This is a genomic window from Streptomyces sp. NPDC033136 (genome assembly GCF_055578235.1).
This window is the reverse complement of sequence record NZ_JBVIPD010000003.1, coordinates 531,015-556,224: the sequence shown is the minus strand read 5'-3', so window position 1 is coordinate 556,224 and position 25,210 is coordinate 531,015. Positions and strand designations below refer to the sequence as shown.

The window sequence follows — 25,210 nt, the reverse complement described above, 5'->3', positions numbered from 1 at the left end:
GGTTTCCCCTCTTGGGTTCTCCTCCCTCTTCACCCTCCGCCTGAAACCCCCCACCCCCCCCCCCGGCCCCCCCCCCCCGTTCCCCCCCCCCCCCCCCCCCCCCCCCCACCCCCCCCTCTCCCCCCCCCCCCCCCCCCCAGGACGGCAGGAGCCTGGACCAGTTGCGGGAGATGGGCGTGCTCGTGGGGTCGTATGAACCGCACCAGCCGAAGACCGGCGGGGGAGCGGAGTGTTTTCAGTGGGAGGAGGCACTGGAGCTCTTGGAGGGCAGGAGCGCAGATCTCTTCGGACGGTGATCGGGGGGGGGGCGAGGCCAGCGCTCCTGGACGTCAGCCGGTTCTGTCCGTCCAGAGGTCGTCCGGACAGAACTTGTCCTCGGGGGCGGGTCACCGGCCCGAGCCCGGGCGAGGCTCCTTGCCCTGTCCCGGCAACAGTCGCAGGGCGAAGGCAGAGCCGTCGGCGTGGACGGAGACCGGACCGCCCCAGTCCTTGTCGAAGGTGAGGCTGGGGCGGACGTGGCGGCTCGCGTGGACGAGGGCGCGGTACTCCTCGATGTCGCCCCTGGCGAGGAGTCGGAAGAAATCCTCGTCCACGCCGGAGAACGCCTCGACGCGGGGGCCGTTGAGGCGGAAGACGTGGTCGGTGCCGACGTACTCGTTGCCGAGGAGGGTGTGGACGGCGTCCTGGATGCTCATGCTGGCCGCGTGTTCGAGGCCGGTGAAGCGTTTGCGGCCCTGCCGGTCGGTCAGGTGGCGGGCCGTGGCGTGGCCGGAGCCGGTGCTTGGCCCCGCCTCGCTCGTGAGTTCCACGCTGCCGAGGGGCCTTGGGCGGGCGGCAGGCAGCGAGCCGGCTTCCGGGGCGGTCGAGCGCCGACCAGCCGAGGACCAAAGGGACCGTGTTCCACGAACCAGAGCGATGCCGGTGCCCGACAGGTCGGTGCGTGGAGGCACATCGTCCGTGTGCAGAGTGGTCTCCCGCATCTTTGATGGCTCATCAGGTAAGTCAGCATCCGGTCAGCACGAGTCGCCGGGCTTTCCCGGGGGATTGCCTGAACAGGCGCCGGTGCGGCGCGAAAGCCCAGGCGTGAAGCCGTCTCGCCCGAGCGGAGCGATGTTCCTCACCTTCCTCGACCGGCGTGTCCCGGTGTACAGTCGAGACCGCCCTTGACCTGCAAAAAGCTGGCAGGGAGCCGTCTTCCAGGAGTCCAAAGTGCTGCGTACTCTGTTCAAGTCCAAGATCCACCGCGCCACCGTCACCCAGGCCGACCTGCACTACGTGGGATCGGTGACCATCGACGCCGACCTGCTCGACGCCGCGGATCTGCTGCCCGGCGAGCTCGTGCACATCGTCGACATCACCAACGGTGCCCGGCTGGAGACGTACGTCATCGAGGGTGAGCGCGGATCCGGCGTGATCGGGATCAACGGGGCCGCCGCCCATCTCGTCCACCCCGGCGATCTGGTGATCATCATCAGCTACGCCCAGGTGACGGACGCCGAGGCGCGGGCACTCACCCCCAGGGTCGTGCACGTGGATCACGACAACCGGATAGTGGCCCTGGGCGCAGACCCGTCCGAGCCGGTGCCGGGCTCGGACCAGCAGCGCAGCCCGCAGGCCGTCAGCGCCTGACCGACGTTCGCGGAAGGAGCGTGTCCATGAGCGAGCCGGAGATCCGTGACGACCGGGCGGCGGGCAGACTGGAGGCGGTGGCCGGTGGTGAAGTCGTCGGCCGCATCGAGTACTTCGTGCTCGAGAGCCCCGAGGGCGCCCTCGTCCCCGTTCACACGATCGTCGAGCCGGCCCACGAGGGCAAGGGCATCGCGGGTTCACTGGCCCGCGAGCTCTACGCCATCGCCGGACGCGAGAAGAGCGCGGTCGCCCCGCTCTGTCCCTATGTCGTCAAGTGGGCCGAGCGTCACCCCGACGAGGCGCCGCCGGCGGGACAGGGCCTGCTGACGGCGGCGGAGGAGTGGCTGAGGGCCCGTCCCGGCCGCTTCTGAGGGCCGCTTCCGTCACCCCTGCCCTGCCGCCCCATCCCGCTACCCCACCTGGTCCCCTCGCCGTCCTGCGGGGGAGTGACTGTGGAGGCGGGTGCCGGGTAGGCGGGGAGTAGTCCAGAGCCGGAGTCGACCGACTGGCTGGAGGACCTGATGACCAATCCGTACCCCGACCCCGTGCCGCCGGCACCGACACCGGGCCCGGACCCCCAGCAACCGGAGCCGCCGGGCCCCGATCCGGTGCCCAACCCGCAGCCCCCGCCGGGCCCGGAGCCGACCCCGCCTCCACCGGCCCCCACACCGCCGCCGGGCCCGACCCCGCCGGCCCCCACGCCGCCAGGCCCGACTCCGCCGGCACCTCCGGGTCCCGACCCCGTGCCGGGTCCCGACCCGTCCCCGATCCCCCCGGGACCGGAACCCGTACCCAACCCCGAGCCCGGGCCGCCGCTGTCCTGAGGCAGGGCACGACGAAGGGGCCGGTGGACAGCCCAGCCGGGCGCGTCCACCGGCCCCTTGCCGGTCCTGGGCGCGGAGGGTGCCTACGCGGTGACCTCCGACCGGTCCCCGCCCCACAGCGTGTGGAACGACCCGTCCCGGTCCACCCTCCGGTACGTGTGCGCGCCGAAGTAGTCCCGCTGCCCCTGCGTCAGCGCCGCCGGTAGCCGCTCCGCGCGCAGGGCGTCGTAGTAGGCGAGGGCAGCCGCGAAACCGGGCGTCGGAACGCCCTGGCGGGTCGCGGCGACCAGCACCTCGCGCCAGTCGTCCTGGGCGTCCGCGATCTCCTGCGCGAACGTCGCGTCCGACAGCAGGCTCGGCAGATCCGGACGGGTGTCGTACGCCGCGCGGATCCGGTCCAGGAACGCCGCGCGGATGATGCAGCCGCCCCGCCACAGCGCGGACACGGCACCGAGGTCGATGTCCCAGCCGTACTCACCGCGCGCCGCGTCGATCTCGTGGAAGCCCTGCGTGTACGACACGATCTTCGACGCGTACAGCGCCTGCTCCACCCGGTCGGCGAACGTCCTGGCCTCGGCCTCGCCCATCGGCTTCGCCTTCGGGCCGGCCAGCCCGCGCGAGGCTTCGCGCAGTGCCGCGTGACCCGACAGCGAGCGCGCGAAGACCGCCTCCGCGATGCCGGACACCGGCACACCCAGGTCCAGTGCGATCTGCACGGTCCAGCGGCCGGTGCCCTTCTGCTCGGCCTGGTCCACCACGACGTCCACGAACGGCTTGCCCGTCTCCGCGTCCACGTGGGACAGCACCTCGGCCGTGATCTCGATCAGGTACGAGTCGAGACGCCCCTGGTTCCAGGTGCGGAAGATCTCCGCGATCTCGGCGGGGGAGTACCCGGCGACGTCGCGCAGCAGCTGGTACGCCTCGCCGATGAGCTGCATGTCCGCGTACTCGATGCCGTTGTGCACCATCTTCACGAAGTGCCCGGCACCGTCCGGACCGACGTGGGAGACACACGGCGCGCCGTCGGCCGCCTTGGCCGAGATCTTCTCCAGCATCGGGCCCAGCGAGTCGTAGGACTCCTTCGGGCCGCCCGGCATGATGCTCGGGCCGTTCAGCGCGCCCTCCTCGCCGCCGGAGACGCCCATGCCGACGAAGTGGATGCCCTGCTCGCGCAGCTCCCGCTCCCGGCGCCGGGTGTCCGCGAAGTGCGCGTTGCCCCCGTCGATGATCATGTCGCCGGGCTCCAGCAACGGCGCGAACTCCTGGATCACCGCGTCCGTCGGCTCACCGGCCTTCACCATCACGACCAGCCGCCGAGGCCGCTCCAGCGCCGCCACGAAGTCCTTCGCGGACTCGCACGCGACGAACTCCCCCTCACCGCCGAACTCCTCCACCAAGGCGTGGGTGCGCGAGGGCGTCCGGTTGTGCACCGCCACCGTGTAGCCGTTGCGGGCGAAGTTGCGGGCGAGGTTGCGGCCCATGACCGCGAGACCCGTGACGCCGATCTGCGCTGTACTGCTCATTCGGTTCGCTCCTAAAGACCTCGGTATCGGTGCCGCCGGGCGTACCCGCCGGCATGGTCCGTCCGACCATCCTGACGTGCCGCCCACCCGCTCGCACGCGCGGGTCGTGCGACGCCGCGCAGGCAGATACGCACGGAAGACCCCGTGCGACTCAGCCGGCGTACGCGCCCCCGCGTACGCCGCACCCGCGCACCGTGCGGCGTACACGGGGCACCGCCGAGGCGCACGTCGCGCAACAGGGGCCTCATACCAGCCACTTGGGCTCCCGGGCGGCCGATAGCCGTCTTGTTCTGGCCGGTTCGCAGCGCTTACTTTTGCCCCTCCTGACGCATGTCTAGGGGGGCAATCGATGGCCGTACGCGGCCGGCACCGCCGGTATCAGCCGAACAGGATCAACCGCGCCTCACTCACCGTCACGGCGGGCGGCGCCGGCATGGCGCTGCCGTTCCTGGGCACCGGCGCCGCCCAGGCGGCGGACACGGACACCTGGAACAAGGTCGCCGCCTGCGAGTCCAGCAACAACTGGAGCATCAACAGCGGCAACGGGTTCTTCGGCGGGCTGCAGTTCACCCAGTCCACCTGGGAGGCCTACGGCGGCCGGTCCTACGCGGCCCGCGCGGACCTGGCCTCGAAGGACCAGCAGATCGCCGTCGCGGAGAAGGTGCTCGACGGGCAGGGCCCGGGCGCCTGGCCGGTGTGCTCGGCACGGGCCGGACTGACCCGGGACGGAGGCGCGCCGGACATCCGGCCGGCCACCGAGCGCACGAAGCAGAAGGACACGAAGCAGAAGGACACGAAGAAGACCTCCATCGAGGACGTCCGGCCGCAGTCCACTCCGCAGTCCCGGGCGGGCAGCGCCGAGATGTACACCGTGGTCACCGGCGACACCCTCTCCGGCATCGCGTCGGACCAGGAGGTACGGGGCGGCTGGCGGGGACTGTACGCCGCCAACCGCTCGACCATAGGGGGCGACCCCGACCTGATCGTGCCCGGCCAGCGGCTCGCGCTTCGCGCCGAGGGCGCCACGAAGACGCGTCCCGCGCCCAAGTCGGCCGAGACGGTCAGGCCGGCACCGAAGAAGCCGTCCCCGGACCGTCAGAAGGAACGCGCCAAGGACAGGTCCAAGGACCGGTCCACGGACCGGGCCAAGGACGAGAGCAAGGAACGCGCCGCACGGTCCACGGCCACCCGGCAGGGCCTCGTCGCCCCCGTCAGCGCTTCCCTGGGGACGCCCTACCGCAAGGCGGGCTCCTCCTGGTCGCAGGGCTACCACACCGGCATCGACTTCCCCGTGCCCACCGGCACGTCCGTCAAGTCGGTCGCCGCGGGCAGCGTCGTCAGCGCGGGGTGGGGCGGCTCGTTCGGCTACCAGGTCGTGGTCCGGCACGCCGACGGCCGCTACAGCCAGTACGCCCACCTGTCGGCGATCTCCGTACGGGACGGGCAGACGGTGAGCGCGGGCCAGCGCATCGGCCGCTCCGGCTCCACGGGCAACAGCTCGGGCCCGCATCTGCACTTCGAGGTGCGGACGGGGCCCGGTTTCGGTTCGGACGTCGACCCGGTGGCGTATCTGAGGGCTGGCGGCGTCAGGATCTGATACGGGTACGGCGCCCCTCCACCACGGGCATCGGGACGTACGGGATCGCGTAGAAGGGCACGTAGGAGAGCGGGCGTTGGTCGTCGGAGGGCACCGACGGCTCCCCGCTCTCGTACGCCGCGTCCGGAGCGGGAGGCACCGTCGGCCCCGGCACGAGCACGTCCTCGACGAGCAACCGCCCACCCGCGGCCACCGCGTCCGCCCCGGCCCTGGCCTCGGCCGGCTCGGGCAGGCCGCCCCGGCTCCCGGGCGCCGCGTCCACACGCCCCGGAATCCGGGCGCCCACTTCCGGAATCCGGGCGCCCACTTCCGGAATCCGGGCGCCCACGCTCTTCGGCACCCCACCCCCGCTCGCACCCGCACCCGCGGACAGGCTCACCACGGCCCCGCTCGCGGCGCCCACCGTCTCCGGCAGACCCCGTCCGCCCACGGCTGTCTCCTCCGCTCGCCCGGGAAGAACAGGCGCCGTCACGAAACCCGCGTCCGTGAAACCCGCGTCCGTGAAACCCGCGTCCGTGAAACCCGCGTCCATGGGAACCGGTCCGGAATCCGCGGCCCGCGGTCCGGCCTGCACGCTCTCCGGCTGCCCGTGCGCGAGCCGCTCCGTCGTCAGCAGGATCAGGCCGCCAGCCGCCACCACTCCACAGCTGAGGGCGAGCGCCGTACCGGTCGTGCCGTAGCGGAAGGTCTCGCCGAACATCGTGATGCCGACCGCGGCCGCCACCACCGGGTTCACGACCGTCAGGGTGGCCAGCGGGGCCGCGAGGCCGGCACCCCGGTAGGCGGCCTGCGAGAGCAGCAGGCCGGTCGTGGCCAGGACGCCGATCACCGCGAGGGACGGCACGTCGGCCATGGACACGCCGTCGGTCCAGTCGACCGCGACGGTCTTGGTGAAGACCGAGGACATGCCGAACGCGATACCCGACGCGGTCGCCAGCAGCATGCTGCGCATCGCTGGATGCCGGTGGGCGGCCCGGGCGGCGATCATCAGGGTCACGACCACGCCCGCCGTCACGAGGGCGACGGCGACCCGCTCCGCCGTGCTCAGCGACTGCGCGTCGGACGCGGCGACCAGGGACAGCAGACCGGCGAGGCCCACGGTCGCCATGATCGCGCCCCGCCAGGCCGTGGCACCGGCCTTGCGGCCGACGAACAGCGCCGCCATCGGCAGGGCCACCACGATGGTCAGCGCGCCCAGCGGCTGCACCAGGCTCAGCGGGCCGTAGGCCAGCGCCACCACGTGCAGCACGCCGCCCAGACCGTTCAGCGCGACCGCCGCCCACCAGCCCGGCCGGCGCAGCGGGGCGTACTGCTCGCCCGAGGACTCCGCCACCCGCTCCTGTACGATCGCCCCGCCCGCGTAGGCGAACGCGGACACCAGGGACAGCAGGACGGACAACGCGAGGGCGCTCATCGGCTGCTCCTCAGCGTCAGGCGGGGGCGCTCGGCCCGGCGCGGCGATTGGTCGGCTTTCATGACCAACACCCTGCCGTGTCCAGGTCTTCCCGTCGTCGTCCCTGAGCACTCATTGGGCCCTACTGCCGATGGAGTACGAGGGGGACCCCGTCATCCCCAGGGTGGGCGACGCCGGTTGGGGGCCACCGGGTCGCGTCCCTTAGGGGCCTTGGTACTACTGCTCTTCGTGGACCTCGACCCCGACCTTGCCGCGCTCCGCCCGCTCGGCGCCTTCTTCGTGCTGCGCACGGCAGGAGCGTCGGCCGGGTCACTTCCCACTCTCGCACAGGCCTATGCCGCCACGTCATCCAATCTGTCCGCACATTCCCTGATTTTTCGTGTGCGGAAGGTGGCGAGCGCCCTGCGCGCGCCGGAGCCGCGCGTCGCCGCGTCCGTGGCCCACCAGGGGCTCGCGGCCCGGCTCTGGTCGATCACGCTGGCCTGCGCCGCGCTGTACGGCCGCGTCCCCGACCTCGACGCCCGGCGCCTGCACTGGGACCCCGACGGCAGTGCCCCCGACGACCTGTGGACGGCCGGCGTGAGGCCGCTGGCCGGGGACGCGCCGGCCGTCGCGGACGTCGTCCTGCACGGCCACCTCGAACCCCTGTCGGCGGCCCTGCGCACCCACTACCGCCTCGCCCCGGGCCTGCTGCGGGGCAACGCCGCCTCCGCCCTGGCGGGCGCCGCCCGCGAGCTGGACCGCTGGGCGCACCGGCACGGCCGCAGGGACGTCGCCGTCCGGGCCCGTTCCCTCACCGCGGAACTTCTCGCCCACTCCCTGCTCGCCGGCGCCGGAACCCTCACCGGAACGGCCTTCCGGCGCCGCAGCTGCTGCCTGTACTACCGGGTGCCCGGCGGGGGCGTCTGCGGTGACTGTTGCTTCACACGACCGCCTCGCTCTTCCCCACGCGCCCCTTCTGGGTGACCATGAAGGGGAACGGCCGCTGAGAGCAGGGAGTTGCGGGTGCGAGTGGGACTGCTGACCCGGGAGTACCCGCCGGATGTGTACGGCGGCGCGGGGGTCCATGTGGAGTTCCTCGCCCGGGAGCTCAGACCGCTCGTCGACCTGGACGTGCACTGCTGGGGCGAGGGCCGCGCCGACGGCGTGCTGCGCCACCGGCCCTGGTCCGCGCTCGACGGCACCAACGACGCGCTGCGCACCTTCTCCGTCGACCTCGCCATGGCCGCCGCCCTCGAAGGCCGCGAGCTGGTCCACTCCCACACCTGGTACGCCAACCTCGGCGGTCACCTCGCCAGACTGCTGTACGGCATCCCGCACGTGATGACCGCGCACTCCCTGGAGCCGCTGCGCCCCTGGAAGGCCGAGCAGCTCGGTGGCGGCTACGACCTGTCGAGCTGGGCCGAGCGCACCGCGATCGAGGCCGCCGACGCGGTGATCGCCGTGTCCGGAGCCATGCGCGAGGACATCCTCGGCTGCTACCCGGCCCTGGACCCGGAGAAGGTCCATGTCGTGCACAACGGCATCGACACAAGCCTGTACCGGCCCGACCACGGCACGGACGCCCTGGACCGGATCGGCATCGACCTCTCCCGTCCGTACGTGCTGTTCGTCGGCCGGATCACCCGGCAGAAGGGCGTGCCCCACCTGCTGCGCGCGGTGCGGGACATCGACCCGGCCGCGCAGGTCGTGCTGTGCGCGGGCGCCCCCGACACGCCGGAGATCGATCGGGAGTTCCGGGAACTGTTCGCGGAGCTGAGCGAGGTCCGCGACGGCGTGTTCTGGATCCCGAAGATGCTGCCGCGCACGGAGGTCATCCAGCTCCTCACGCATGCCGCGCTGTTCGTCTGCCCCTCGGTGTACGAGCCGCTCGGCATCGTGAACCTGGAGGCGATGGCCTGCGGCACGCCCGTGGTGGCCTCGGCGGTCGGCGGTATCCCGGAAGTCGTGGACGACGGCGGGACGGGCCTGCTCGTCCCGCCCGGCGATGGCTTCGAGGCGGGTCTCGCCCGGGCCATGGACACCGTCCTGAGCGATCAGGAGGCCGCCCGGCGGATGGGCGAGGCCGGGCGGGAGCGCGCGGTCGGCGAGTTCGGCTGGGGCGCGGTGGCCCGCCGTACGGTCCGGCTCTACGAGGAGATCGTCAAACAGGCTTAGTGCGTGCTGCTCAGGGGCAGGCATCGGGAAATCGGCGTGAGGGGAGCGGCCATGCGTGGTGGTGGTCCTTCGGTCCTGGGGATCGTTCTGGCGGGCGGCGAGGGCAAACGGCTGATGCCCCTGACCGCGGACCGTGCCAAACCGGCGGTGACCTTCGGCGGCACGTACCGCCTGGTCGACTTCGTCCTGTCCAACCTCGTGAACGCCGACGTCCTGCGCATCTGCGTCCTGACGCAGTACAAGTCGCACTCGCTGGACCGGCACATCACCATGACCTGGCGGATGTCCAACCTGCTGGGCAACTACGTCACGCCGGTGCCCGCCCAGCAGCGCCTGGGCCCCCGCTGGTACCTGGGCAGCGCCGACGCGATCCTGCAGTCGCTGAACCTGATCTACGACGAGCGCCCCGAGTACGTCGCAGTCTTCGGCGCCGACCACGTCTACCGCATGGACCCGCGCCAGATGCTCGCCCAGCACATCGACAGCGGTGCGGGCGTGACGGTGGCCGGGATCCGGGTGCCGCGCACGGAGTCCTCGGCCTTCGGAGTGATCACGCCGGGCTCGGACGGCCAGACGGTGGAGCGCTTCCTGGAGAAGCCCGCCGACCCGCCGGGCCTCGCCGACGACCCCAGCTGCGTGTTCGCCTCCATGGGCAACTACATCTTCACCACCAAGGCCCTCATCGAGGCGCTCCGGCGGGACGCGGAGGACGAGGCCTCCGTGCACGACATGGGCGGCTCGATCCTGCCCCAGCTCACCGACCGGGGCGAGGCCGCGCTGTACGACTTCAGCGCCAACCACGTGCCCGGCGAGACCACCCGCGACCAGGGCTACTGGCGGGACGTCGGGACGCTGGACGCCTACTACGACGCCCACATGGACCTGATCGCCGAGCGCCCCGCCTTCAACCTGTACAACCGCAGCTGGCCCATCTACACGCACTCGTACCAGCTCTCGCCGGCCCGCTTCAACGCCGGCGGCATCGCCAGTGAGTCCATCATCAGCGCCGGGTGCCTGGTCCGCGGGCAGGTCACGCGGTCGGTGCTGTCCCCGGGCGTGGTGGTCGACCCGGGAGCCGTGGTGCAGGGCTCGGTGCTGCACGACAACGTGCACATCGGCCGGGGCGCGGTGGTGCGCGGCGCCGTCCTCGACAAGAACGTCGAGGTGCCGCCGGGCGCGACCATCGGGGTCAACCCGGAGCGGGACGCGGAGCTGTACACGGTGTCCAAGGGCGGCGTCATCGCGCTCGGGAAGGGTCAGATGGTCACCTGAGGCGGCGGCCCGGCCCGCACTCCCACACCCTCGAGGCGACCACGTTCTGACAGAACTCCGACTTCGACCACTCGAGCAATCGAGCACTACGGCGGCTCCCGCCTCCTCGCCGCCGTCGGACCGAGCCCGGCGGCGGCGAGGAGCGCCGTCCCGCAGTCGGCGTTCCGCCTGCCCGCCCGCTCGTAACCGCTCTGCGACCGCTCGACGCACCAGCCGCTCACCCTGGAGTACCCGCGCCCTACGACCGCGCGGCGCTGCAACCGGACACGGACCGGCTGAAGGCCGCGCACGAGGCGTTGGTCCATGACGCCTCCCGGGTGACTCCCACGGGGTGCCCGGCCCCGCAACCTGTGCTGGACTGACCGCACATGCACCATAAGTCCCGCCCCTCTCCTCGGGGCGGGACTTAATCCGCTGTTAACTGTACGTAGCCTGATCGTGCTTGACCGTAATCGGCCGGGGCGATTGACTGCTGGCCCACCCGTCGTCGACGCGAGGCAAGCCCTTGACTGCTGACCTGCTCGCTCCTCTCGACCTGGCGTTCTGGAACCTCGAGTCCGCCGACCACCCGATGCACCTCGGCGCGCTCGGGGTCTTCTCCGCGCGCTCGCCCGCCGCGGGCGCCCACGCGGCGGACCTGCTCGCGGCCCGCGCCGCCGGTGTCCCCGGACTGCGGATGCGGATCCGCGACGTGTGGCAGCCGCTGCCCTCCGCCCTGCGCCGCCCGCACGCCTTCGGCGGCGCGGCCCGCGAACCGGACCCGGACTTCGACCCTCTGCACCATGTGCGGCTGCACGCGCCGACCGCCGACTTCCACACGGAGGCAGGCCGGCTGATGGGGCGTCCGCTGGAGCGCGGCCGCCCACCCTGGGAGGCCCATGTGCTGCCGGGCGAGGACGGGGTCTGTTTCGCGGTGCTGTTCAAGTTCCACCACGCCCTCGCCGACGGGCTGCGGGCACTGACCCTCGCCGCGGGCGTCATGGACCCGATGGACATGCCCGCGCCCCGGCCCCGCCCCCCGCAGCCCCCGCGCGGCCTGCTGCCGGACGTGCGCGACCTGCCCGGCCTGATGCGCGGAGCCCTGTCCGACGTCGGCCGCGCCCTGGACATCGGCGCATCCGTCGCCCTCTCCTCCCTGGACGTGCGCTCCACCCCCGCGCTCGCCTGCGAGCCCAGCGGCACCCGCCGCACCGCCGGAGTGGTGCTCGACCTCGACGATGTGCACCGGATCCGCAAGACCGCCGGCGGCACCGTCAACGACGTCCTCATCGCGGTCGTCGCCGGCGCCCTGCGCCGCTGGCTCGACGAGCGCGGCGACGGCAGCGAGGGCGTCAGGCCCCGCGCCCTGATCCCCGTCTCCAAGCGCCGTCCGCGCACCGCCTCCCCCCAGGGCAACCGGCTGTCCGGGTACCTGATACGGCTTCCGGTGGATGACCCGGACCCGCTGGTCCGCCTCGCCTCGGTCCGGGAGGCCATGGACCGCAACAAGGATGCCGGCCCCAACCGGGGCGCGGGCGCCGTCGCCCTGCTCGCCGACCACGTCCCCGCCCTCGCCCACCGGCTCGGCGGGCCCCTGGTCGGCCAGGCGGCCCGGCTCTGGTTCGACATCCTCGTGACCAGCGTGCCGCTGCCCAGTCTCGGCCTGAAACTCGGCGGCCACCCGCTCACCGCCGTCTTCCCCCTCGCCCCGCTGGCCCCGGGGCACTCCCTGGCCGTGGCGGTCTCGACCTACCGCGGGAGCGTCCACTACGGCCTCGTCGCCGACGGCGAGGCGGTCCCCGACCTGGACCTGTTCGCCACGGCCGTCTCCCAGGAGGTGGCGACGCTGACCAAGGCCTGCCGGTCGTGATCAGGGCGAGTTTGGCGGTGCGGCCCGACGCTCCGTAAAATTCGCCCTTCGAAAGCGGGCGCGACCGGCGCGCCGCGACGGCAGAGCAGGGAACGACAGCGGCGATGACGGTGACAGAGGACGGCCCGCAGGCCATGGACGAGGCGAGTGCGCTCTCGTACGGACCCGGCATCGACCCGGAGCGCCTGGCCGTCTGCCTCGGCGTGCTCGAGGAACTCGACAAGCTGGAGGTCGATCACCCGGACGCCATCGCGGTGCGCCGGGCCACCGCGGGCGTCTACCGCACCGTCAAGCAGCGCCGCCGCCAGGAGCGCCGGGCCGCCAAGACCGCCCACGACAAGGCGGTCACGGAGGCCACGGCGACCGGGTCCGCCGAGCGCATCGACGACGAGACCGAGGGCCTGCTGCCGTCGTCGAACACCGAGGAGGGCAGGATCGCGGGGATACTCCAGCGCCCGCGCTCCTGCTACACCTGCAAGGCCCGGTACGTGGAAGTCGACTACTTCTACCACCAGCTCTGTCCCGACTGCGCCCGCACGAACCGCGCCAAGCGCGACGTCCGGGCCGACCTCACCGGCAAGCGCGCGCTGCTCACCGGCGGTCGCGCCAAGATCGGCATGTACATCGCGCTGAGGCTGCTGCGCGACGGGGCGCACACGACGATCACCACACGCTTCCCCAAGGACGCCATCCGCCGCTTCAAGGCCATGGACGACTCGGCGGACTGGATCCACCGGCTGGAGGTCGTCGGCATCGACCTGCGTGACCCGGCGCAGGCCGTGGCCCTCGCCGATCAGGTCGCCGAGGCGGGCCCGCTCGACATCCTCGTCAACAACGCGACCCAGACCGTCCGCCGCCTGCCGTCCGCCTACGCCGCCCTGGTCGAGGGCGAGAGCGCGCCGCTGCCCGCCGGTGAGCTGCCCGCCCACCAGGTCATCGGCGCGTTCAACTCCGGCGCGGTCGACGGCCTGGCCGCGCTGCCCCTCGGCACCAGCGGCCTCGACGCGCAGCAGGTCGCCGACCTCGCCCTGGTCGCGGGCAACGCCAGCGTCGAGCGCCACCTCGACGGCACGGCGATCGACGCGGGCGGGCTGGTCCCCGACGTCGTCGACAGCAACACCTGGGTGCAGACCATCGAGCAGATCTCCCCGGTGGAGCTGCTGGAGACCCAGCTGTGCAACTACACGGCGCCGTTCATCCTGATCAGCAAGCTGCGGCCGGCGATGGCCGAGGCCGCGAGGAAGGCGGCGAGCGGACGCGCGTACGTCGTGAACGTCTCGGCGATGGAGGGCGTCTTCGGGCGTGGCTACAAGGGGGCGGGGCATCCGAACACGAACGCCGCCAAGGCCGCGATGAACATGGTGACGCGGACCAGCGCGCAGGAGATGTTCCAGACCGACGGGATCCTGATGACCTCGGTCGACACGGGGTGGATCACGGACGAGCGGCCTCATTACGACAAGCTGCGGCTCGCGGAGGCCGGGTTCCACGCGCCGCTGGACCTTGTCGACGGGGCGGCCCGCGTGTACGACCCAGTCGTGCGGGGCGAGGCGGGGGAGGACCTGTACGGGGTCTTCCTGAAGGACTACGCCCCCGGGAAGTGGTAGGAGCCCCGGGCGCAGGCTGACCTGGGCCGGTCGCGCCCCGCGGTGGAGCCGCACGCCTACTCGGCCCCGCGCCCCTGAGGGGCCGGGGGCCCGCGCCGCTCTCACCCGGGTGCCGCCGTCGACCACCAGGTCCGCCCCCGTCACCCACTCCGCCGCCTGTGACGCCGGCCATACCACGGCCCGCGCCACGTTCTCCGGCTCGCCGATCCGGCCGAGGGGCAGACCGGACGCCACCTCGGGCTCACCGGGCTCCCATACGAACCGTGCCATCTCGGTGCGTACCAGGCCGGGGGAGACGGAGTTCACCCGCACTCCGGACCTCGGTTCGCCCGCCGGTTGCCGGGTCAGACGGAGGAGTGCGGCCTTGCTCGTGCCGTAGGCCCCCACACCGGGGCCCACATGAGCGGCGCCCTCCGTGCACACGTTGATCACCGCACCCCCGTGCTCCGAAATCCAGGCCCGCCACGCGCACTGCGCGAACCTCAGCGGTGCCTCGGCGTTCACCGCGAAGGCCGTGCGCCAGGCCGCGGGATCGGCGTTCATCAGGGGCCCGTACGGCTGGTTCGTCGCCGCGTTGTCGACCAGGATGTCGAGGCGGCCGAACGTCGCGCAGGGCCAGCTCGGTCAGGCGCCGGGGACGGGCGGGGTCGGCCACGTCGCCCGCGAGGCGAGGCCGATGCCGCCCAGCTCCTCGGCGGTGCGCCGCACCTCGTCGGGGTCCCGGGCGGTGACGCACACCAGGGCACCGGCGCGAACCAGTGCGTGCGCGACGGCGCGCCCGATGCCGCGTGTGGCGCCTGTGACCACGGCGGCCTTGCCCTCGAGTCCGTTCGGCGGCGGATCCATCGCCGTACCGTCTCATGACGGATCATCAGGTAATAGGCTGACGGCGGGAGTTGTGTGCCGTCAGGAGCGCCAGGGGCGTCCGTCGGTCCTCCAGGGCGCCGACGCCGAAGCCCGCCCGTCGGCCCTCCCCGGCCGCCTGGCGCAGGGCGAGGGGGTCGTCGCCGGTCCGCGCTTCAGTGAGCTCCCTGCTCGCCTGGCGGCCTTGAACTGTGCGGCCGTCTCGAAAGCGCCGTCGTCGACCTACGCCGAACGAGTGATCCGCACAACGCCCCCTTCGCGAACAAATCGGCGGCTGAACCCGAGTTGAACAGCGGATGACGCGCGATCGTTACCGGCTGTTTTCAGCCCCATCGAGCGGGGCCCCGCTCATTTGGTTAATCTGATGCGGACGGACAGCAGTACGGGGTCCTACCCACACCCACGGTCCGTCATGGGACAAGCCGGTTCATCACGGCCTGCTCTCCCGTGAGTGAAACCGGCGCCACCGCGTCCGAACGCCAACGACATATGAGCCCGAGCGGGCGTCAGGCGCAGCAGGACCGGCGCGTACGTCCCGAGGGTGACCGACACATAAGGAGTGCGCGGTGACACCGGAGAAGACGAAGCGCGATCAGCGCCCCAAGGAACGCGGCGAGCACGCCGGCCGACGGGCCGACGAGCTCGGCAGCCTCGACGTGTGGGCCCGGTCGGCCCCGATCCGCCTGGCGGGCTACGAGGACGACCTCGCGGAGCCCCACATCCTGCCCAGCGTCGACTGACCTCGGGCGAACCCCCACCGCGACCTCCGAACGCATGGGCGTGCCAGACTCGCGCCCATGCTGATCAGGGAAGCAACGGCTGACGACTGGCCTCGCATCTGGCCGTTCTGGCACCGCATCGTCGCCGCGGGCGAGACCTACGCATGGGACCCGGGCACCTCCGAGGAGGAAGCCCGGGTCCTGTGGATGAACCCGGCGAAACGCGTCTACGTCGTCGAGGACGACAACGGCACCGTCGTCGCCTCCGCCTACCTCACCCCCAACTACGGCGGCCCCGCGGCCCGCGTCGCCAACGCCGGCTTCATGGTCGACCCCGCGCAGGGCGGCCGGGGCCACGGACGGGCGCTCGCCGAGCACCTGCTGGCCGAGGCCGGGGCCGCGGGCTACCGGGGCATGGTGTTCAACGCCGTCGTCGAGACCAACCCGGCCGTGAAACTGTGGAAGTCCCTCGGCTTCACCATCCTCGGCACGGTCCCGGACGCCTTCGACCACCCCCGGCATGGCCGGGTGGGGCTGCACATCATGTACCGGGCGCTGTAGGACGACACCGCAGGAGCCGTGACCGGCCTCCGGGCCCCCTCGGTCCCGGGCGGGGCGTCAGGGCCGGACGTACGTCCGGGTCAGGATCTCCATGTTGTGGCCGTCCGGGTCGTCGAAGTAGGCGCCGTGACCGCCGAAGAGGTCGTTGACCCGGCCCGGTTCGGTGTGGACCGGGTCGGCGTAGTAGGTGACCCCGATCGCCTCCAGCCGGGCGATCATGGTGTCGAACTGCTCCTCGGGCACCAGGAACGCGTAGTGCTGCGGCTGGATGGGCTCGTCGCGCTTCTCGTAGTAGTCGAGGGTCACGCCGTTGCCCAGGTCGACCGGCAGGAAGGGGCCGAAGGGGGCACCGACCTTCAGGCCCAGGACGGCCGCCAGGAACTCGGCCGACAACTGGCGGTCCGAGGCGAAGACGACGGTGTGGTCGAGGCGGGCGACGGCGGGCAGTCCGGGGGCGGGCTGGGTGTGGGACATGGGAAGCGTTCGTCTCCAGGTCTTGGGATGTCCGTGGTGAAGCGCCGCTGAGGCGCGAGGGAACGAAGACACGGAGACGAGAGGCGGGGCGCGTGCCCTCTCCGGCTCTCGGACGGGCCCGGGCGGGGTCACCCCCGCCGCGCTCACGTCGAGGCCGGGCGCCTCACTCGTGCATGGCCTACGGCCGACCCGGCAGTCACCCGGCCGACCTTAGGCCATCGGGGCGTTGCGCTGCCACGGATTTCGCTCCTCCAACTGCCCGGCCACCTCCAGGAGCCGGGATTCCGAGCCCGGGCGCCCCACCAGCTGCACCGCGCAGGGGGCGCCGGAGGGGAGCGTTCCGAAGGGGACCGCCATGGCGGGCCAGCCGGTCAGGTTCCACGGGGGCGTCAGGGGCGAGTAGTTCGTGTTGGCCAGCACGTTGCTCAGCCAGCCCCGCTCGTGCCAGGGCCCGGCCTTCGGGGAACGGCGGGCGAGCGCGGGCGTGAGCAGCACGTCGTACTCGTCGAAGAACGGCTCCAGCCGCTGCCGCAACCGCTCCCGGCTCGCCTCGGAGCGCACCGCGGCCACGAAGGGGCGGCCGACTCGCGCGTGAACGCGGGTGCGTCGAGTCAGGAGCCGGGGATCGAGGTGCCGGGCCTCCTCGGCCGTGCCCGCCGTCCAATGGGCCAGCGCGGTCGTCGCGAGGGACATCGGATAGGGCGGGTCGGCGCGCCGGACCTGATGGCCCGCCCGCATCAGCGTCCCGGCCGCGTGCCGGGCGGCCGCCGCGTACGGGCGGCTGACGGTGACGCCGGCCAGCGGGCTGCGCAGCGACACGGCGACCCTGAGGGTGCCGGACTCCGGCCGGGGCCCGGGAGTGGTGCCGGCGAGGACCGAGAACATCAGGCGGGCGTCCTCGACGGTCGTGGCGAGCGGGCCGTGCTCCGCCATGCCGAACCAGGCGCCGCCCCCGCCCGTCGGGACCACTCCCTGTCCCGGTTTGATGGTGACCAGGCCGCAGTTGGCGGCCGGTATGCGCAGGGAGCCCATGCCGTCGTTGCCGAGGGCGATCGGCACCATCCCGGCGGCGACGGCGGCCGCGCTGCCGCCCGACGAGCCGCCCGCCGAACGCGTCGGGTCCCAGGGGTTGCGGGTGATGCCCAGCACGCCGTCCGTCGTGCCGAAGGCACAGAGTTCGGGCACCTGCGTCAGCCCCACGACCACCGCCCCCGCCGCCCGCAGCCGGGCGACCGTCACATGGTCCTGCGCGGCGGGCGTGTCCGGCGTCGCGGCGGAGCCGACGCGAGTGGACTCGCCGCGCACTTCCAGGTTGTCCTTGACGGCCACGGGCACCCCGGCCAGCGGCAGTTCGCCGAAGTCGCCGCGGGCGGCCACCTCGTCGGCCTCGGCCAGTGCCGCCTCGGCACGGACCCTGCGGAAGGCGCCCACCCGGCCGTCGAGGCGCTCGATCCGGGTGAGGTGCTCGGCGACCACCTCACGGGGCGTGACCCGCTTCTCGCGGACGGCGGCGGATATCTCGGCGGCGGTGCGGCCGGCCCAGGTGGTCACAGCGGCTCCTCGGAGAGGGAAAGGACGGACTTACTGGTGAGTACGTAGGGAGAACTGTGCACCGGCCCGGGGGCGCTCGTCGAGGTCCTGGGCCGTTCCATGCGCTCTGGTGAGCCCTTCACGCCCGACGGGAGACCCAGGTCACACTCCCCGATGTCACATCCAGCCGGGCCGCTGACTCATAGGGGCGTAAGCACCGACAACGACAGAGGAGCTCACCCATGAGCGCGCGTCTGGACGTCTTCGCCATCCCGAGCGCCGGCAAGGTCATCAAGCAGTTCATGTCCCTGGGGCGGCTGGTCGTGGAGTCACCGCTGCCGGCCGCCACCCGGGAGCTGGTCTCGCTGCGCGTGAGCCAGATCAACGGCTGCGCGGTCTGCGTCGACATGCACACCAAGGAGGCCGCGGCGGCGGGTGAGACATCCGTACGGATCAACCTCGTCGCCGCCTGGCGCGAGGCCACGGTGTACACCGGGGCCGAGCGTGCCGCGCTGGAGCTGGCCGAGCAGGCCACCCGGATCGCGGACGGGGCGGGCGGCGTCCCGGACGAGGTGTGGGAGCGGGCCGCCAAGCACTACGACGAGGAGCAGCTCGTCGCCCTGGTCACCCTGATCGCCTTCATGAACACGGCGAACCGGCTGAATGTCGTCCTCCAGCAGCCGGCGGGCGACTACCAGCCCGGCCAGTTCGCGTAGCGGCGGTACCTCGGGCCGTAGGCCCTGGGGACTGTTCCCAGGCCTACGGCCCGAGCTGCGCCCGCAGCCACTGCTCCACCTCGCCCACATGCGCGGCCGCCGCCGCCCGGGCCGCCTCCGGGTCGCGGGCGGCCAGGGCCCGGTGGATCGCCGCGTGTTCGCGGCGGGTGCGGGCGAAGGCACCGCCCTCCTGGTAGCCGCGCCACACGCGGGCGCGGAACGTCCGCGAGGACAGGCCATCCAGGATCGCGGCCATCGTCCGGTTGCCCGCGGCCGCCGCGATCTCCCGGTGGAAAGCCAGGTCGTGGGCGAGGATCTCCTCCGGATCGTCCGTGGCGTCCATCGCCGCCAGGTGCCTCTCCACCTCGGCCAGCTGGTCCTCGGTGATCCGCGCGGCGGCCAGCGCCGTCGCCGTCGACTCCAGGACCCGCCGGATCTCCAGCAGCTCCACCAGCCGCGGACCGCGCGACAGGTCCGCCACCACCCCGAAGGTCTCCAGCAGGTCGCCGGCCTCCAGCTGTGTCACGTAGATGCCCGACCCGTGCCGGGCCTCCAGCACGCCCAGCACGGTGAGCGCGCGGATCGCCTCCCGCATCGAGCTGCGGGAGATGCCGAGCTGCGCGGCCAGGTCCCGCTCGGTCGGCAGCCGCTGGCCCGGTTCCAGCCGGCCCTCGCCGATCATCGCCTTGATCCGCTCGATGGCGCGCTGCGTCACGGTGCCCTTCCGCGGGGCTGTCTCGTCCTCCACGCCACTCCTCCGATCACAGCGCTCCGGCGCAGTCTAACCAGCAGGGTGGTCGGACCATTGTGGCTTGGAGTGAGCGCTGAAATGGGACACTCTGCCCTCGCAGGGTGTCATGGCGGCCAAGTGGTCTGATAAATATGCGGGCAGCTGACCGACGAAAGGCCCCCTGTGCCACCGACGCCCGCCCGCATCACCGCCGTCGACACCCACGACATCCGCTTCCCCACCTCGCGCGAGCTCGACGGCTCCGACGCGATGAACCCGGACCCCGACTACTCGGCGGCGTACGTGGTTCTGCGCACGGACGCGGCCGACGGGCACGAGGGGCACGGGTTCGCCTTCACCATCGGGCGCGGCAACGAGGTGCAGGTCGCCGCGATCGACGCGCTGCGCGGACATCTGGTCGGCCGCGACCTGGACGACCTGTGCGCCGATCCGTCCACCCTGAACCGCGACCTGATCGGCGACAGTCAACTGCGCTGGCTCGGGCCCGAGAAGGGCGTGATGCACATGGCGATCGGCGCGGTCGTCAACGCCGTGTGGGACCTGGCCGCCAAGCGCGCCGGGCTGCCCCTGTGGCGGCTGCTCGCCGAGGCCGAGCCCGAGTGGATCGTGCGCCAGATCGACTTCCGCTACCTCACCGACGCCCTCACGCCCGAGGACGCCCTGACCCTGCTCCGCCGGGGCCGCGAGGGCGCCGGGGAGCGCACGGCCCGGCTGCTGGAGCGCGGCTACCCGGCCTACACCACCTCGCCCGGCTGGCTCGGCTACGACGACGAGAAACTCACCCGGCTCGCCGCCGAGGCCGTCGCCGACGGCTTCACCCAGATCAAGCTCAAGGTCGGCGCCGACCTCGACGACGACATCCGCCGCTGCCGCGTGGCCCGTTCGGTCATCGGCCCGGACGTCCGCATGGCCGTCGACGCCAACCAGCGCTGGGACGTCGGCGAGGCGATCCGCTGGACCAAGGCCCTCGCCGAGTTCGACCCGTACTGGGTCGAGGAGCCCACCAGTCCCGACGACATCCTCGGCCATGCCGCGATCCGCCGGGCCGTCACCCCCGTGAAGGTCGCCACCGGCGAGCACGTGCACAACCGGATCGTCTTCAAGCAGCTCCTCCAGGCCGGCGCGCTCGACATCGCGCAGATCGACGCCGCCCGGGTCGGCGGTGTCCCCGAGAACCTCGCGATCCTGCTGCTCGCGGCCAGGTTCGGCGTACCCGTATGCCCGCACGCGGGCGGTGTCGGCCTGTGTGAACTGGTCCAGCACCTGTCGATGTTCGACTACGTGGCGCTGACCGGCACCACCGAGAACCGTGTCATCGAGTACGTCGACCATCTGCACGACCACTTCCTCGACCCAGTGGTGATCCGCGAGGGTCACTACACGGCACCCACCGCGCCGGGCTTCTCGGCCGCCATGCGCCCCGAGTCGCTGGTCCGCTACACCTACCCGGACGGCGCGTTCTGGGCCGCCGACCTCGATGCGACGAAGAACGAGACGAAGTCCGAGACGAAGAACGAGACGAAGAAGGGGCAGGCCGTATGAGCGACTTCGAGGGCATCAGGGCCCTGGTTACGGGCGGTGCCTCCGGCATCGGCCGGGCCACCGCCGACCTCCTGGCCGCGCGCGGCGCCCGGGTCGCCGTCCTCGACCTCGACCCGTCGCCGGTCGGCGAGCCGCTGCTGGCCCACCGCGCGGACGTCACCGACGACGCGTCCGTGCGCGAGGCCGTCGCCGCCGCGGTCGCCGGCCTCGGCGGGCTGGACGTCCTGGTCAACAACGCGGGCATCGGCGCCCAGGGCACCGTCGAGGACAACCCCGACGACGAGTGGCACCGCGTCTACGACGTCAACGTGCTCGGCATGGTCCGCACGGCCCGCGCCTGCCTGCCTCACCTGCGCGCCTCCGCGCACGCGGCGATCGTCAACACCTGCTCCGTCGCCGCCACCGCGGGCCTGCCGCAACGCGCCCTGTACAGCGCCACCAAGGGCGCCGTGTACTCCCTGACCCTCGCCATGGCCGCCGACCACGTCCGCGAGGGCATCCGCGTCAACTGCGTCAACCCGGGCACCGTCGACACGCCCTGGGTCGGCCGCCTCCTCGACGCCGCCCCCGACCCGGCCGCCGAACGCGCCGCCCTGGAGGCCCGCCAGCCCACCGGCCGCCTGGTCTCGCCGGCCGAGGTCGCGGGCGCCATCGCCTACCTGGCCGGCCCTCTGTCCGGTGCCACCACGGGCACCGCCCTCGCCGTCGACGGCGGTATGCAGGGCTTGCGGCTGCGGCCGGTGACCCGGTGAACCGGCTCGGCGGCAGCGACGTCGAGGTCAGCGCGCTGTCCTTCGGCGCCGCCGCGATCGGCAACCTCTACACCGAGGTCGGCGCGGCCGAGGCGCACGAGGCCGTGGAAGCCGCCTGGCAGCGGGGCATCCGCTACTTCGACACCGCCCCGCACTACGGCCTCGGCCTGTCCGAACGCCGCCTCGGCGCCGCCCTGCGCGACCACCCCCGCGACCGGTACACGATCTCCACCAAGGTGGGGCGCCGCCTGGAGGCCTCGGACGGCACCGGCGACGATCTCGCGGACGGCTTCGCCGTGCCCGCGACCCACCGCCGTGTGTGGGACTTCAGCGCCGAAGGCATCCGCCGAACCCTGGAGTCCAGCCTGGAACGCCTCGGCCTCGACCGGGTCGACGTCGTCTACCTCCACGACCCGGACGAGCACGCCGAGGAGGCCTTCAGCGAGGGTTACCCGGCGCTGGAGAAGCTCCGCTCGGAAGGCGTGGTCGGCGCGATCGGCGCCGGGATGAACCAGGCCGGGATGCTCACCCGCTTCGTCCGCGACACCGACGTCGACGTGGTGCTGTGCGCCGGCCGCTACACCCTGCTGGACCAGAGCGCCCTCACCGACCTGCTGCCCGCGGCTCAGGAACGCGGCACGTCCGTCGTCATCGGCGGCGCCTTCAACTCCGGCCTGCTGGCCAACCCGGAACCGGGCGCGAGGTACAACTACACCGTCGCGCCGTCCGAACTGGTCGAGCGGGCCCTGCGGCTGAAGTCCGTGGCCGACCGCCACGGCACCACCCTGCGCGCCGCCGCCCTGGCCTTCTGCGCCGCGCACCCGGCCGTCGCGAGCGTCCTGGTCGGTGCCCGCTCGGCCCACGAAGTCCGCGACTGCGCCCACCAGTTCGCCGCCCGGGTCCCCGCCGGGTTCTGGCAGGACCTGCGGGCCAAGGGCCTGCTGCCCGACGAAGCCCCCGTCCCGGCCGAGGCGACGCCGCAGGAGCCGTCATGAGAGCCGCCCCGCACACCAGGTTCCACGCCGGCCGCAGCGCCGCGCATGAGGCCGCCCGCCGCGAGGCCCTCGAGGAACTCACCGGCGCCGTCCGGGCCACCGGGGCGGCCTGCTGGCGCACGACCACCCCCGCCGGTTCATGAGCGTCGTCGACGCCCACCACCACGTGTGGGACCTGTCCGTCCGGGACCAGGACTGGATCACCGGACCCGAACTGAGGCCACTGCGCCGCGACTTCACGATGAGGGACCTCGAACCCGAGGCGAGATCCGCCGGAGTGGGCCGCACGGTCCTCGTCCAGACGATCACCGTCCCCGAGGAGACCCCGGAGTTCCTGGCCCTGGCCGAGGAACACGACCTGATCGCGGGCGTCGTCGGCTGGACCGACCTCACACGCCCGGACGTAGCCGACGAACTCGCCCGGCTGCGGGAACTCCCCGGCGGGCGGCACCTCAAGGGCATCCGCCACCAGGTCCAGGGCGAGCCCGACCCGGAGTGGCTGCTGCGCCCGGACGTCCACCGCGGACTGGCCGCCGTCGCCGACGCCGGGCTGGTCTATGACCTCGTGGTGCTCCCGCAGCACCTGCCCGTCTGCGTCCGGGCCGCCGCCGCCCTGCCCGGCCTCACCTTCGTCCTCGACCACCTCGGTAAACCGCCCATCGCCTCCGGCGCCCTCGAACCCTGGGCGTCCGGCCTGCGCGCCTTCGCCGCCCTGCCCAACACCGCCGCCAAGCTGTCCGGCCTGGCCACCGAGGCCGACCTCGCCTCCTGGACCGCCGAGGACCTCCGCCCGTACGCCGGCATCGCCCTGGAGGCCTTCGGGCCGGGCCGGCTGATGTACGGCTCGGACTGGCCGGTGTCCACCCTGGCGGCGGCGTACGGCGACATCCTCGACGTCACACGCCGGCTGACCGGCCCGCAGGACCACGCGCAGATCTTCGGGACCACCGCCACCCGCGTCTACGGTCTGTGAGCCGGCTCCGCCAGCCGCGTCGGCGGCAGGAAGTCCCGCACGTACGTGCGCTCCCAGCACGCGCCCGTCTCCCGCAGCTCGCGCCACGTCGTGTAGCGGTAGCGGAACAGGCGGGCGCGCACGTACCGCGGGGGCTCGTCCGGCGGGAACGGCGAGCGGCGCAGCAACTTCAGCGTGTCCCGGTCGTTCTCCAGCAGTCGTTCCACCAGGGTCCCGAACCAGGGGTCGGCGTAGGCGGGGGAGAGGGCCGCGAACCACATCAGCCAGTCGAGCCGCAGATGGTAGGGCGCGAACTGGCGCGGCCAGCGCCGCGGATCGCCCGGCTTGCCCTTGAACTCGTACTCCCGCCAGCCGGAGTCCGCGCGCGGCACGTCGTCCGCGGTGCCCTCCACCACCACCTCGTAACGGACCCGGCTCACGCTGCCGAACGCCCCGTAGGTGTTGACCAGATGGAGCGGGTCGAAGGAGCGGTTCATCACCTGGCGGCGGGAGAGCAGGTTGCGCACCGGCTGGTAGCTGAGGCCCACGAGCAGCGCGGCCACGGCGAGCACCACCACGACGTACCACAGCGGGCCATCGGGTACGTCCGGCCGATCGGCCGGGAACCGCACCGCCGACAGCGCCAGCACGATCGTGATCCAGTTCAGCCAGGAGAAGTTGCCCGACAGCACCAGCCACAGCTGGGTGAGGATCATCAGCGACGCGGCGGCCGTCGCGACCGGCTGCGGGGTGAACAGCAGGAACGGCACAACGAGTTGCGTGACGTGGTTCGCGGCCACCTCGACCCTGTGCAGGGGCCGGGGCAGATGGTGGAAGAACCAGCTCAGCGGCCCCGGCATCGGCTGGGTCTCGTGGTGGTGGTCCAGGCAGGTCAGCTTCCGCCAGCACGCGTCGCCGCGCATCTTGATCAGCCCCGCGCCGAACTCCACCCGGAACAGGATCCACCGCAGCAGGAATAGCACGACAACGGGCGGCGCCACCTCGTCGTTGCCGAGGAACACGGCGAGGAACCCGACCTCCAGCAGCAGCGACTCCCAGCCGAACGAGTACCAGGCCTGCCCCACGTTGACGATCGACAGGTACAGCGCCCACGGCACCAGCCACAGCAGCATGCCGCCGCACAGCGGCAGCAGCGAGTCCAGCCCGGCCAGCAGCGCCGCCGACACCGCACAGCCGGTCCAGGCGCACAGCGCGAAGAAGCGGTCCGAGTAGTACAGCTGGAACAGGCTCGGGGCCCGCCGGAACGGCACCCGCTCGACGAACCGCGGCACCGGCAGCATGCCGCGCCGCCCGATCAGAGCGCGGAACTGGAGCGCCGCCGTCAGGAACGCCACCAGGTACACGGCGGCCAGCGCCCGCTGGAACACCAGCCGGGTCAGCCAGTAATCGGATGCGGTGAACCAGTCCACGGCCGTGCGCTCCTCCCACTGCCCCGCCGGACCTCGGCGTCACGCTCCGTGT

The 25,210-nt window shown here is 72.6% G+C and carries 24 protein-coding genes and 2 pseudogenes; 17 read left to right on the top strand and 9 right to left on the bottom strand.

Annotated features, from left to right (window positions below):
- Nucleotides 1-134 precede the first annotated feature (134 nt).
- Nucleotides 135-296 (top strand): annotated as a pseudogene (locus ACZ5TL_RS08230) (flavoprotein); the annotation flags it as partial.
- 90 nt (nt 297-386) lie between these two features.
- Here ACZ5TL_RS08230 and ACZ5TL_RS08225 read toward each other — a convergent pair.
- Nucleotides 387-809: a hypothetical protein gene (locus ACZ5TL_RS08225; RefSeq protein ID WP_468588565.1), complete on the bottom strand. Its 423-nt coding sequence runs from the start codon at nt 807-809 to the stop codon at nt 387-389.
- Nucleotides 810-1,209: 400 nt separating this feature from the next.
- Here ACZ5TL_RS08225 and panD point away from each other — a divergent pair, with 400 nt between their 5' ends.
- Both panD and ACZ5TL_RS08215 read left to right on the top strand, forming a co-directional pair.
- Complete coding sequence (gene panD, locus ACZ5TL_RS08220) at nt 1,210-1,629, top strand: aspartate 1-decarboxylase (RefSeq protein WP_468588564.1); 420 nt, start codon at nt 1,210-1,212, stop codon at nt 1,627-1,629.
- 26 nt (nt 1,630-1,655) lie between these two features.
- Nucleotides 1,656-2,000, top strand: coding sequence for a GNAT family N-acetyltransferase (locus ACZ5TL_RS08215; protein WP_468588563.1), 345 nt, complete (start codon nt 1,656-1,658; stop codon nt 1,998-2,000).
- 536 nt (nt 2,001-2,536) lie between these two features.
- Here ACZ5TL_RS08215 and gndA read toward each other — a convergent pair.
- Nucleotides 2,537-3,976, bottom strand: a complete 1,440-nt coding sequence (gene gndA, locus ACZ5TL_RS08210) for an NADP-dependent phosphogluconate dehydrogenase (RefSeq protein WP_468588562.1) — start codon at nt 3,974-3,976, stop codon at nt 2,537-2,539.
- Between the two features lie 349 nt (nt 3,977-4,325).
- On the opposite strand from gndA, the gene ACZ5TL_RS08205 reads away from it, so the two are divergent.
- The gene (locus ACZ5TL_RS08205) at nt 4,326-5,573 is read left to right on the top strand and encodes a transglycosylase family protein (RefSeq protein ID WP_468588561.1); all 1,248 of its coding nucleotides are present in this window, start codon (nt 4,326-4,328) and stop codon (nt 5,571-5,573) included.
- Here ACZ5TL_RS08205 and ACZ5TL_RS08200 read toward each other — a convergent pair.
- A complete protein-coding gene (locus ACZ5TL_RS08200; RefSeq protein ID WP_468588560.1) occupies nt 5,563-6,987 on the bottom strand; it encodes a DMT family transporter in 1,425 nt (474 codons plus the stop codon). The genes ACZ5TL_RS08205 and ACZ5TL_RS08200 overlap by 11 nt on opposite strands.
- A gap of 210 nt (nt 6,988-7,197) precedes the next feature.
- Here ACZ5TL_RS08200 and ACZ5TL_RS08195 point away from each other — a divergent pair, with 210 nt between their 5' ends.
- Genes ACZ5TL_RS08195 through glgC form a run of 3 tightly spaced genes read left to right on the top strand, consistent with a single transcriptional unit; the run spans nt 7,198 to nt 10,416 of the window.
- On the top strand, nt 7,198-7,953 hold the full coding sequence (locus tag ACZ5TL_RS08195; RefSeq protein WP_468588559.1) for a (2Fe-2S)-binding protein: 756 nt from the start codon (nt 7,198-7,200) through the stop codon (nt 7,951-7,953).
- A 39-nt stretch (nt 7,954-7,992) separates the two neighbouring features.
- Nucleotides 7,993-9,144, top strand: a complete 1,152-nt coding sequence (gene glgA, locus ACZ5TL_RS08190) for a glycogen synthase (RefSeq protein ID WP_468588558.1) — start codon at nt 7,993-7,995, stop codon at nt 9,142-9,144.
- 51 nt (nt 9,145-9,195) lie between these two features.
- Complete coding sequence (gene glgC, locus ACZ5TL_RS08185) at nt 9,196-10,416, top strand: glucose-1-phosphate adenylyltransferase (protein WP_468588557.1); 1,221 nt, start codon at nt 9,196-9,198, stop codon at nt 10,414-10,416.
- A gap of 86 nt (nt 10,417-10,502) precedes the next feature.
- On the opposite strand, the gene ACZ5TL_RS08180 is transcribed toward glgC, so the two are convergent.
- Nucleotides 10,503-10,721, bottom strand: a complete 219-nt coding sequence (locus tag ACZ5TL_RS08180; RefSeq protein WP_468588556.1) for a hypothetical protein — start codon at nt 10,719-10,721, stop codon at nt 10,503-10,505.
- A gap of 200 nt (nt 10,722-10,921) precedes the next feature.
- Here ACZ5TL_RS08180 and ACZ5TL_RS08175 point away from each other — a divergent pair, with 200 nt between their 5' ends.
- Nucleotides 10,922-12,265: a wax ester/triacylglycerol synthase family O-acyltransferase gene (locus ACZ5TL_RS08175; RefSeq protein WP_468588555.1), complete on the top strand. Its 1,344-nt coding sequence runs from the start codon at nt 10,922-10,924 to the stop codon at nt 12,263-12,265.
- A 104-nt stretch (nt 12,266-12,369) separates the two neighbouring features.
- On the top strand, nt 12,370-13,872 hold the full coding sequence (locus ACZ5TL_RS08170; RefSeq protein WP_468588554.1) for an SDR family NAD(P)-dependent oxidoreductase: 1,503 nt from the start codon (nt 12,370-12,372) through the stop codon (nt 13,870-13,872).
- Between the two features lie 168 nt (nt 13,873-14,040).
- Here the strand turns inward: ACZ5TL_RS08170 and ACZ5TL_RS08165 are convergent.
- Nucleotides 14,041-14,718: pseudogene (locus ACZ5TL_RS08165) on the bottom strand (SDR family oxidoreductase); the annotation flags it as partial.
- A 584-nt stretch (nt 14,719-15,302) separates the two neighbouring features.
- On the opposite strand from ACZ5TL_RS08165, the gene ACZ5TL_RS08160 reads away from it, so the two are divergent.
- On the top strand, nt 15,303-15,476 hold the full coding sequence (locus ACZ5TL_RS08160) for a hypothetical protein (RefSeq protein ID WP_468588553.1): 174 nt from the start codon (nt 15,303-15,305) through the stop codon (nt 15,474-15,476).
- Nucleotides 15,477-15,533: 57 nt separating this feature from the next.
- A complete protein-coding gene (locus ACZ5TL_RS08155; RefSeq protein ID WP_468588552.1) occupies nt 15,534-16,016 on the top strand; it encodes a GNAT family N-acetyltransferase in 483 nt (160 codons plus the stop codon).
- A gap of 57 nt (nt 16,017-16,073) precedes the next feature.
- Here the strand turns inward: ACZ5TL_RS08155 and ACZ5TL_RS08150 are convergent, their stop codons facing one another.
- Nucleotides 16,074-16,490 (bottom strand): VOC family protein, encoded by a 417-nt coding sequence (locus ACZ5TL_RS08150; RefSeq protein WP_468588551.1) that lies wholly within the window; start codon nt 16,488-16,490, stop codon nt 16,074-16,076.
- 210 nt (nt 16,491-16,700) lie between these two features.
- Complete coding sequence (locus tag ACZ5TL_RS08145) at nt 16,701-18,041, bottom strand: amidase (protein WP_468588550.1); 1,341 nt, start codon at nt 18,039-18,041, stop codon at nt 16,701-16,703.
- A gap of 221 nt (nt 18,042-18,262) precedes the next feature.
- Here ACZ5TL_RS08145 and ACZ5TL_RS08140 point away from each other — a divergent pair, with 221 nt between their 5' ends.
- Nucleotides 18,263-18,736, top strand: a complete 474-nt coding sequence (locus ACZ5TL_RS08140; RefSeq protein ID WP_468588549.1) for a carboxymuconolactone decarboxylase family protein — start codon at nt 18,263-18,265, stop codon at nt 18,734-18,736.
- A gap of 43 nt (nt 18,737-18,779) precedes the next feature.
- Here ACZ5TL_RS08140 and ACZ5TL_RS08135 read toward each other — a convergent pair whose 3' ends face one another.
- Nucleotides 18,780-19,484: a FadR/GntR family transcriptional regulator gene (locus tag ACZ5TL_RS08135; RefSeq protein ID WP_468588548.1), complete on the bottom strand. Its 705-nt coding sequence runs from the start codon at nt 19,482-19,484 to the stop codon at nt 18,780-18,782.
- A 165-nt stretch (nt 19,485-19,649) separates the two neighbouring features.
- Between ACZ5TL_RS08135 and ACZ5TL_RS08130 the strand changes: the two genes are divergently transcribed.
- From ACZ5TL_RS08130 to ACZ5TL_RS08110, 5 genes are read left to right on the top strand one after another with little or no spacing between them, the layout of a single operon-like run.
- On the top strand, nt 19,650-21,029 hold the full coding sequence (locus ACZ5TL_RS08130; RefSeq protein WP_468588547.1) for an L-fuconate dehydratase: 1,380 nt from the start codon (nt 19,650-19,652) through the stop codon (nt 21,027-21,029).
- Nucleotides 21,026-21,781, top strand: coding sequence for an SDR family NAD(P)-dependent oxidoreductase (locus ACZ5TL_RS08125; RefSeq protein ID WP_468588546.1), 756 nt, complete (start codon nt 21,026-21,028; stop codon nt 21,779-21,781). The genes ACZ5TL_RS08130 and ACZ5TL_RS08125 overlap by 4 nt, the downstream gene beginning before the upstream one ends.
- Nucleotides 21,778-22,776: an aldo/keto reductase gene (locus tag ACZ5TL_RS08120; protein ID WP_468588545.1), complete on the top strand. Its 999-nt coding sequence runs from the start codon at nt 21,778-21,780 to the stop codon at nt 22,774-22,776. The genes ACZ5TL_RS08125 and ACZ5TL_RS08120 overlap by 4 nt, the downstream gene beginning before the upstream one ends.
- Nucleotides 22,773-22,919, top strand: a complete 147-nt coding sequence (locus ACZ5TL_RS08115) for a hypothetical protein (protein WP_468588544.1) — start codon at nt 22,773-22,775, stop codon at nt 22,917-22,919. The genes ACZ5TL_RS08120 and ACZ5TL_RS08115 overlap by 4 nt, the downstream gene beginning before the upstream one ends.
- On the top strand, nt 22,916-23,749 hold the full coding sequence (locus ACZ5TL_RS08110; protein WP_468588543.1) for an amidohydrolase family protein: 834 nt from the start codon (nt 22,916-22,918) through the stop codon (nt 23,747-23,749). Before ACZ5TL_RS08115 ends, ACZ5TL_RS08110 begins: the two co-directional genes overlap by 4 nt.
- On the opposite strand, the gene ACZ5TL_RS08105 is transcribed toward ACZ5TL_RS08110, so the two are convergent.
- Nucleotides 23,737-25,158 (bottom strand): lipase maturation factor family protein, encoded by a 1,422-nt coding sequence (locus tag ACZ5TL_RS08105; RefSeq protein ID WP_468588542.1) that lies wholly within the window; start codon nt 25,156-25,158, stop codon nt 23,737-23,739. The two genes, ACZ5TL_RS08110 and ACZ5TL_RS08105, sit on opposite strands and share 13 nt — an antisense overlap.
- Nucleotides 25,159-25,210: the final 52 nt, after the last annotated feature.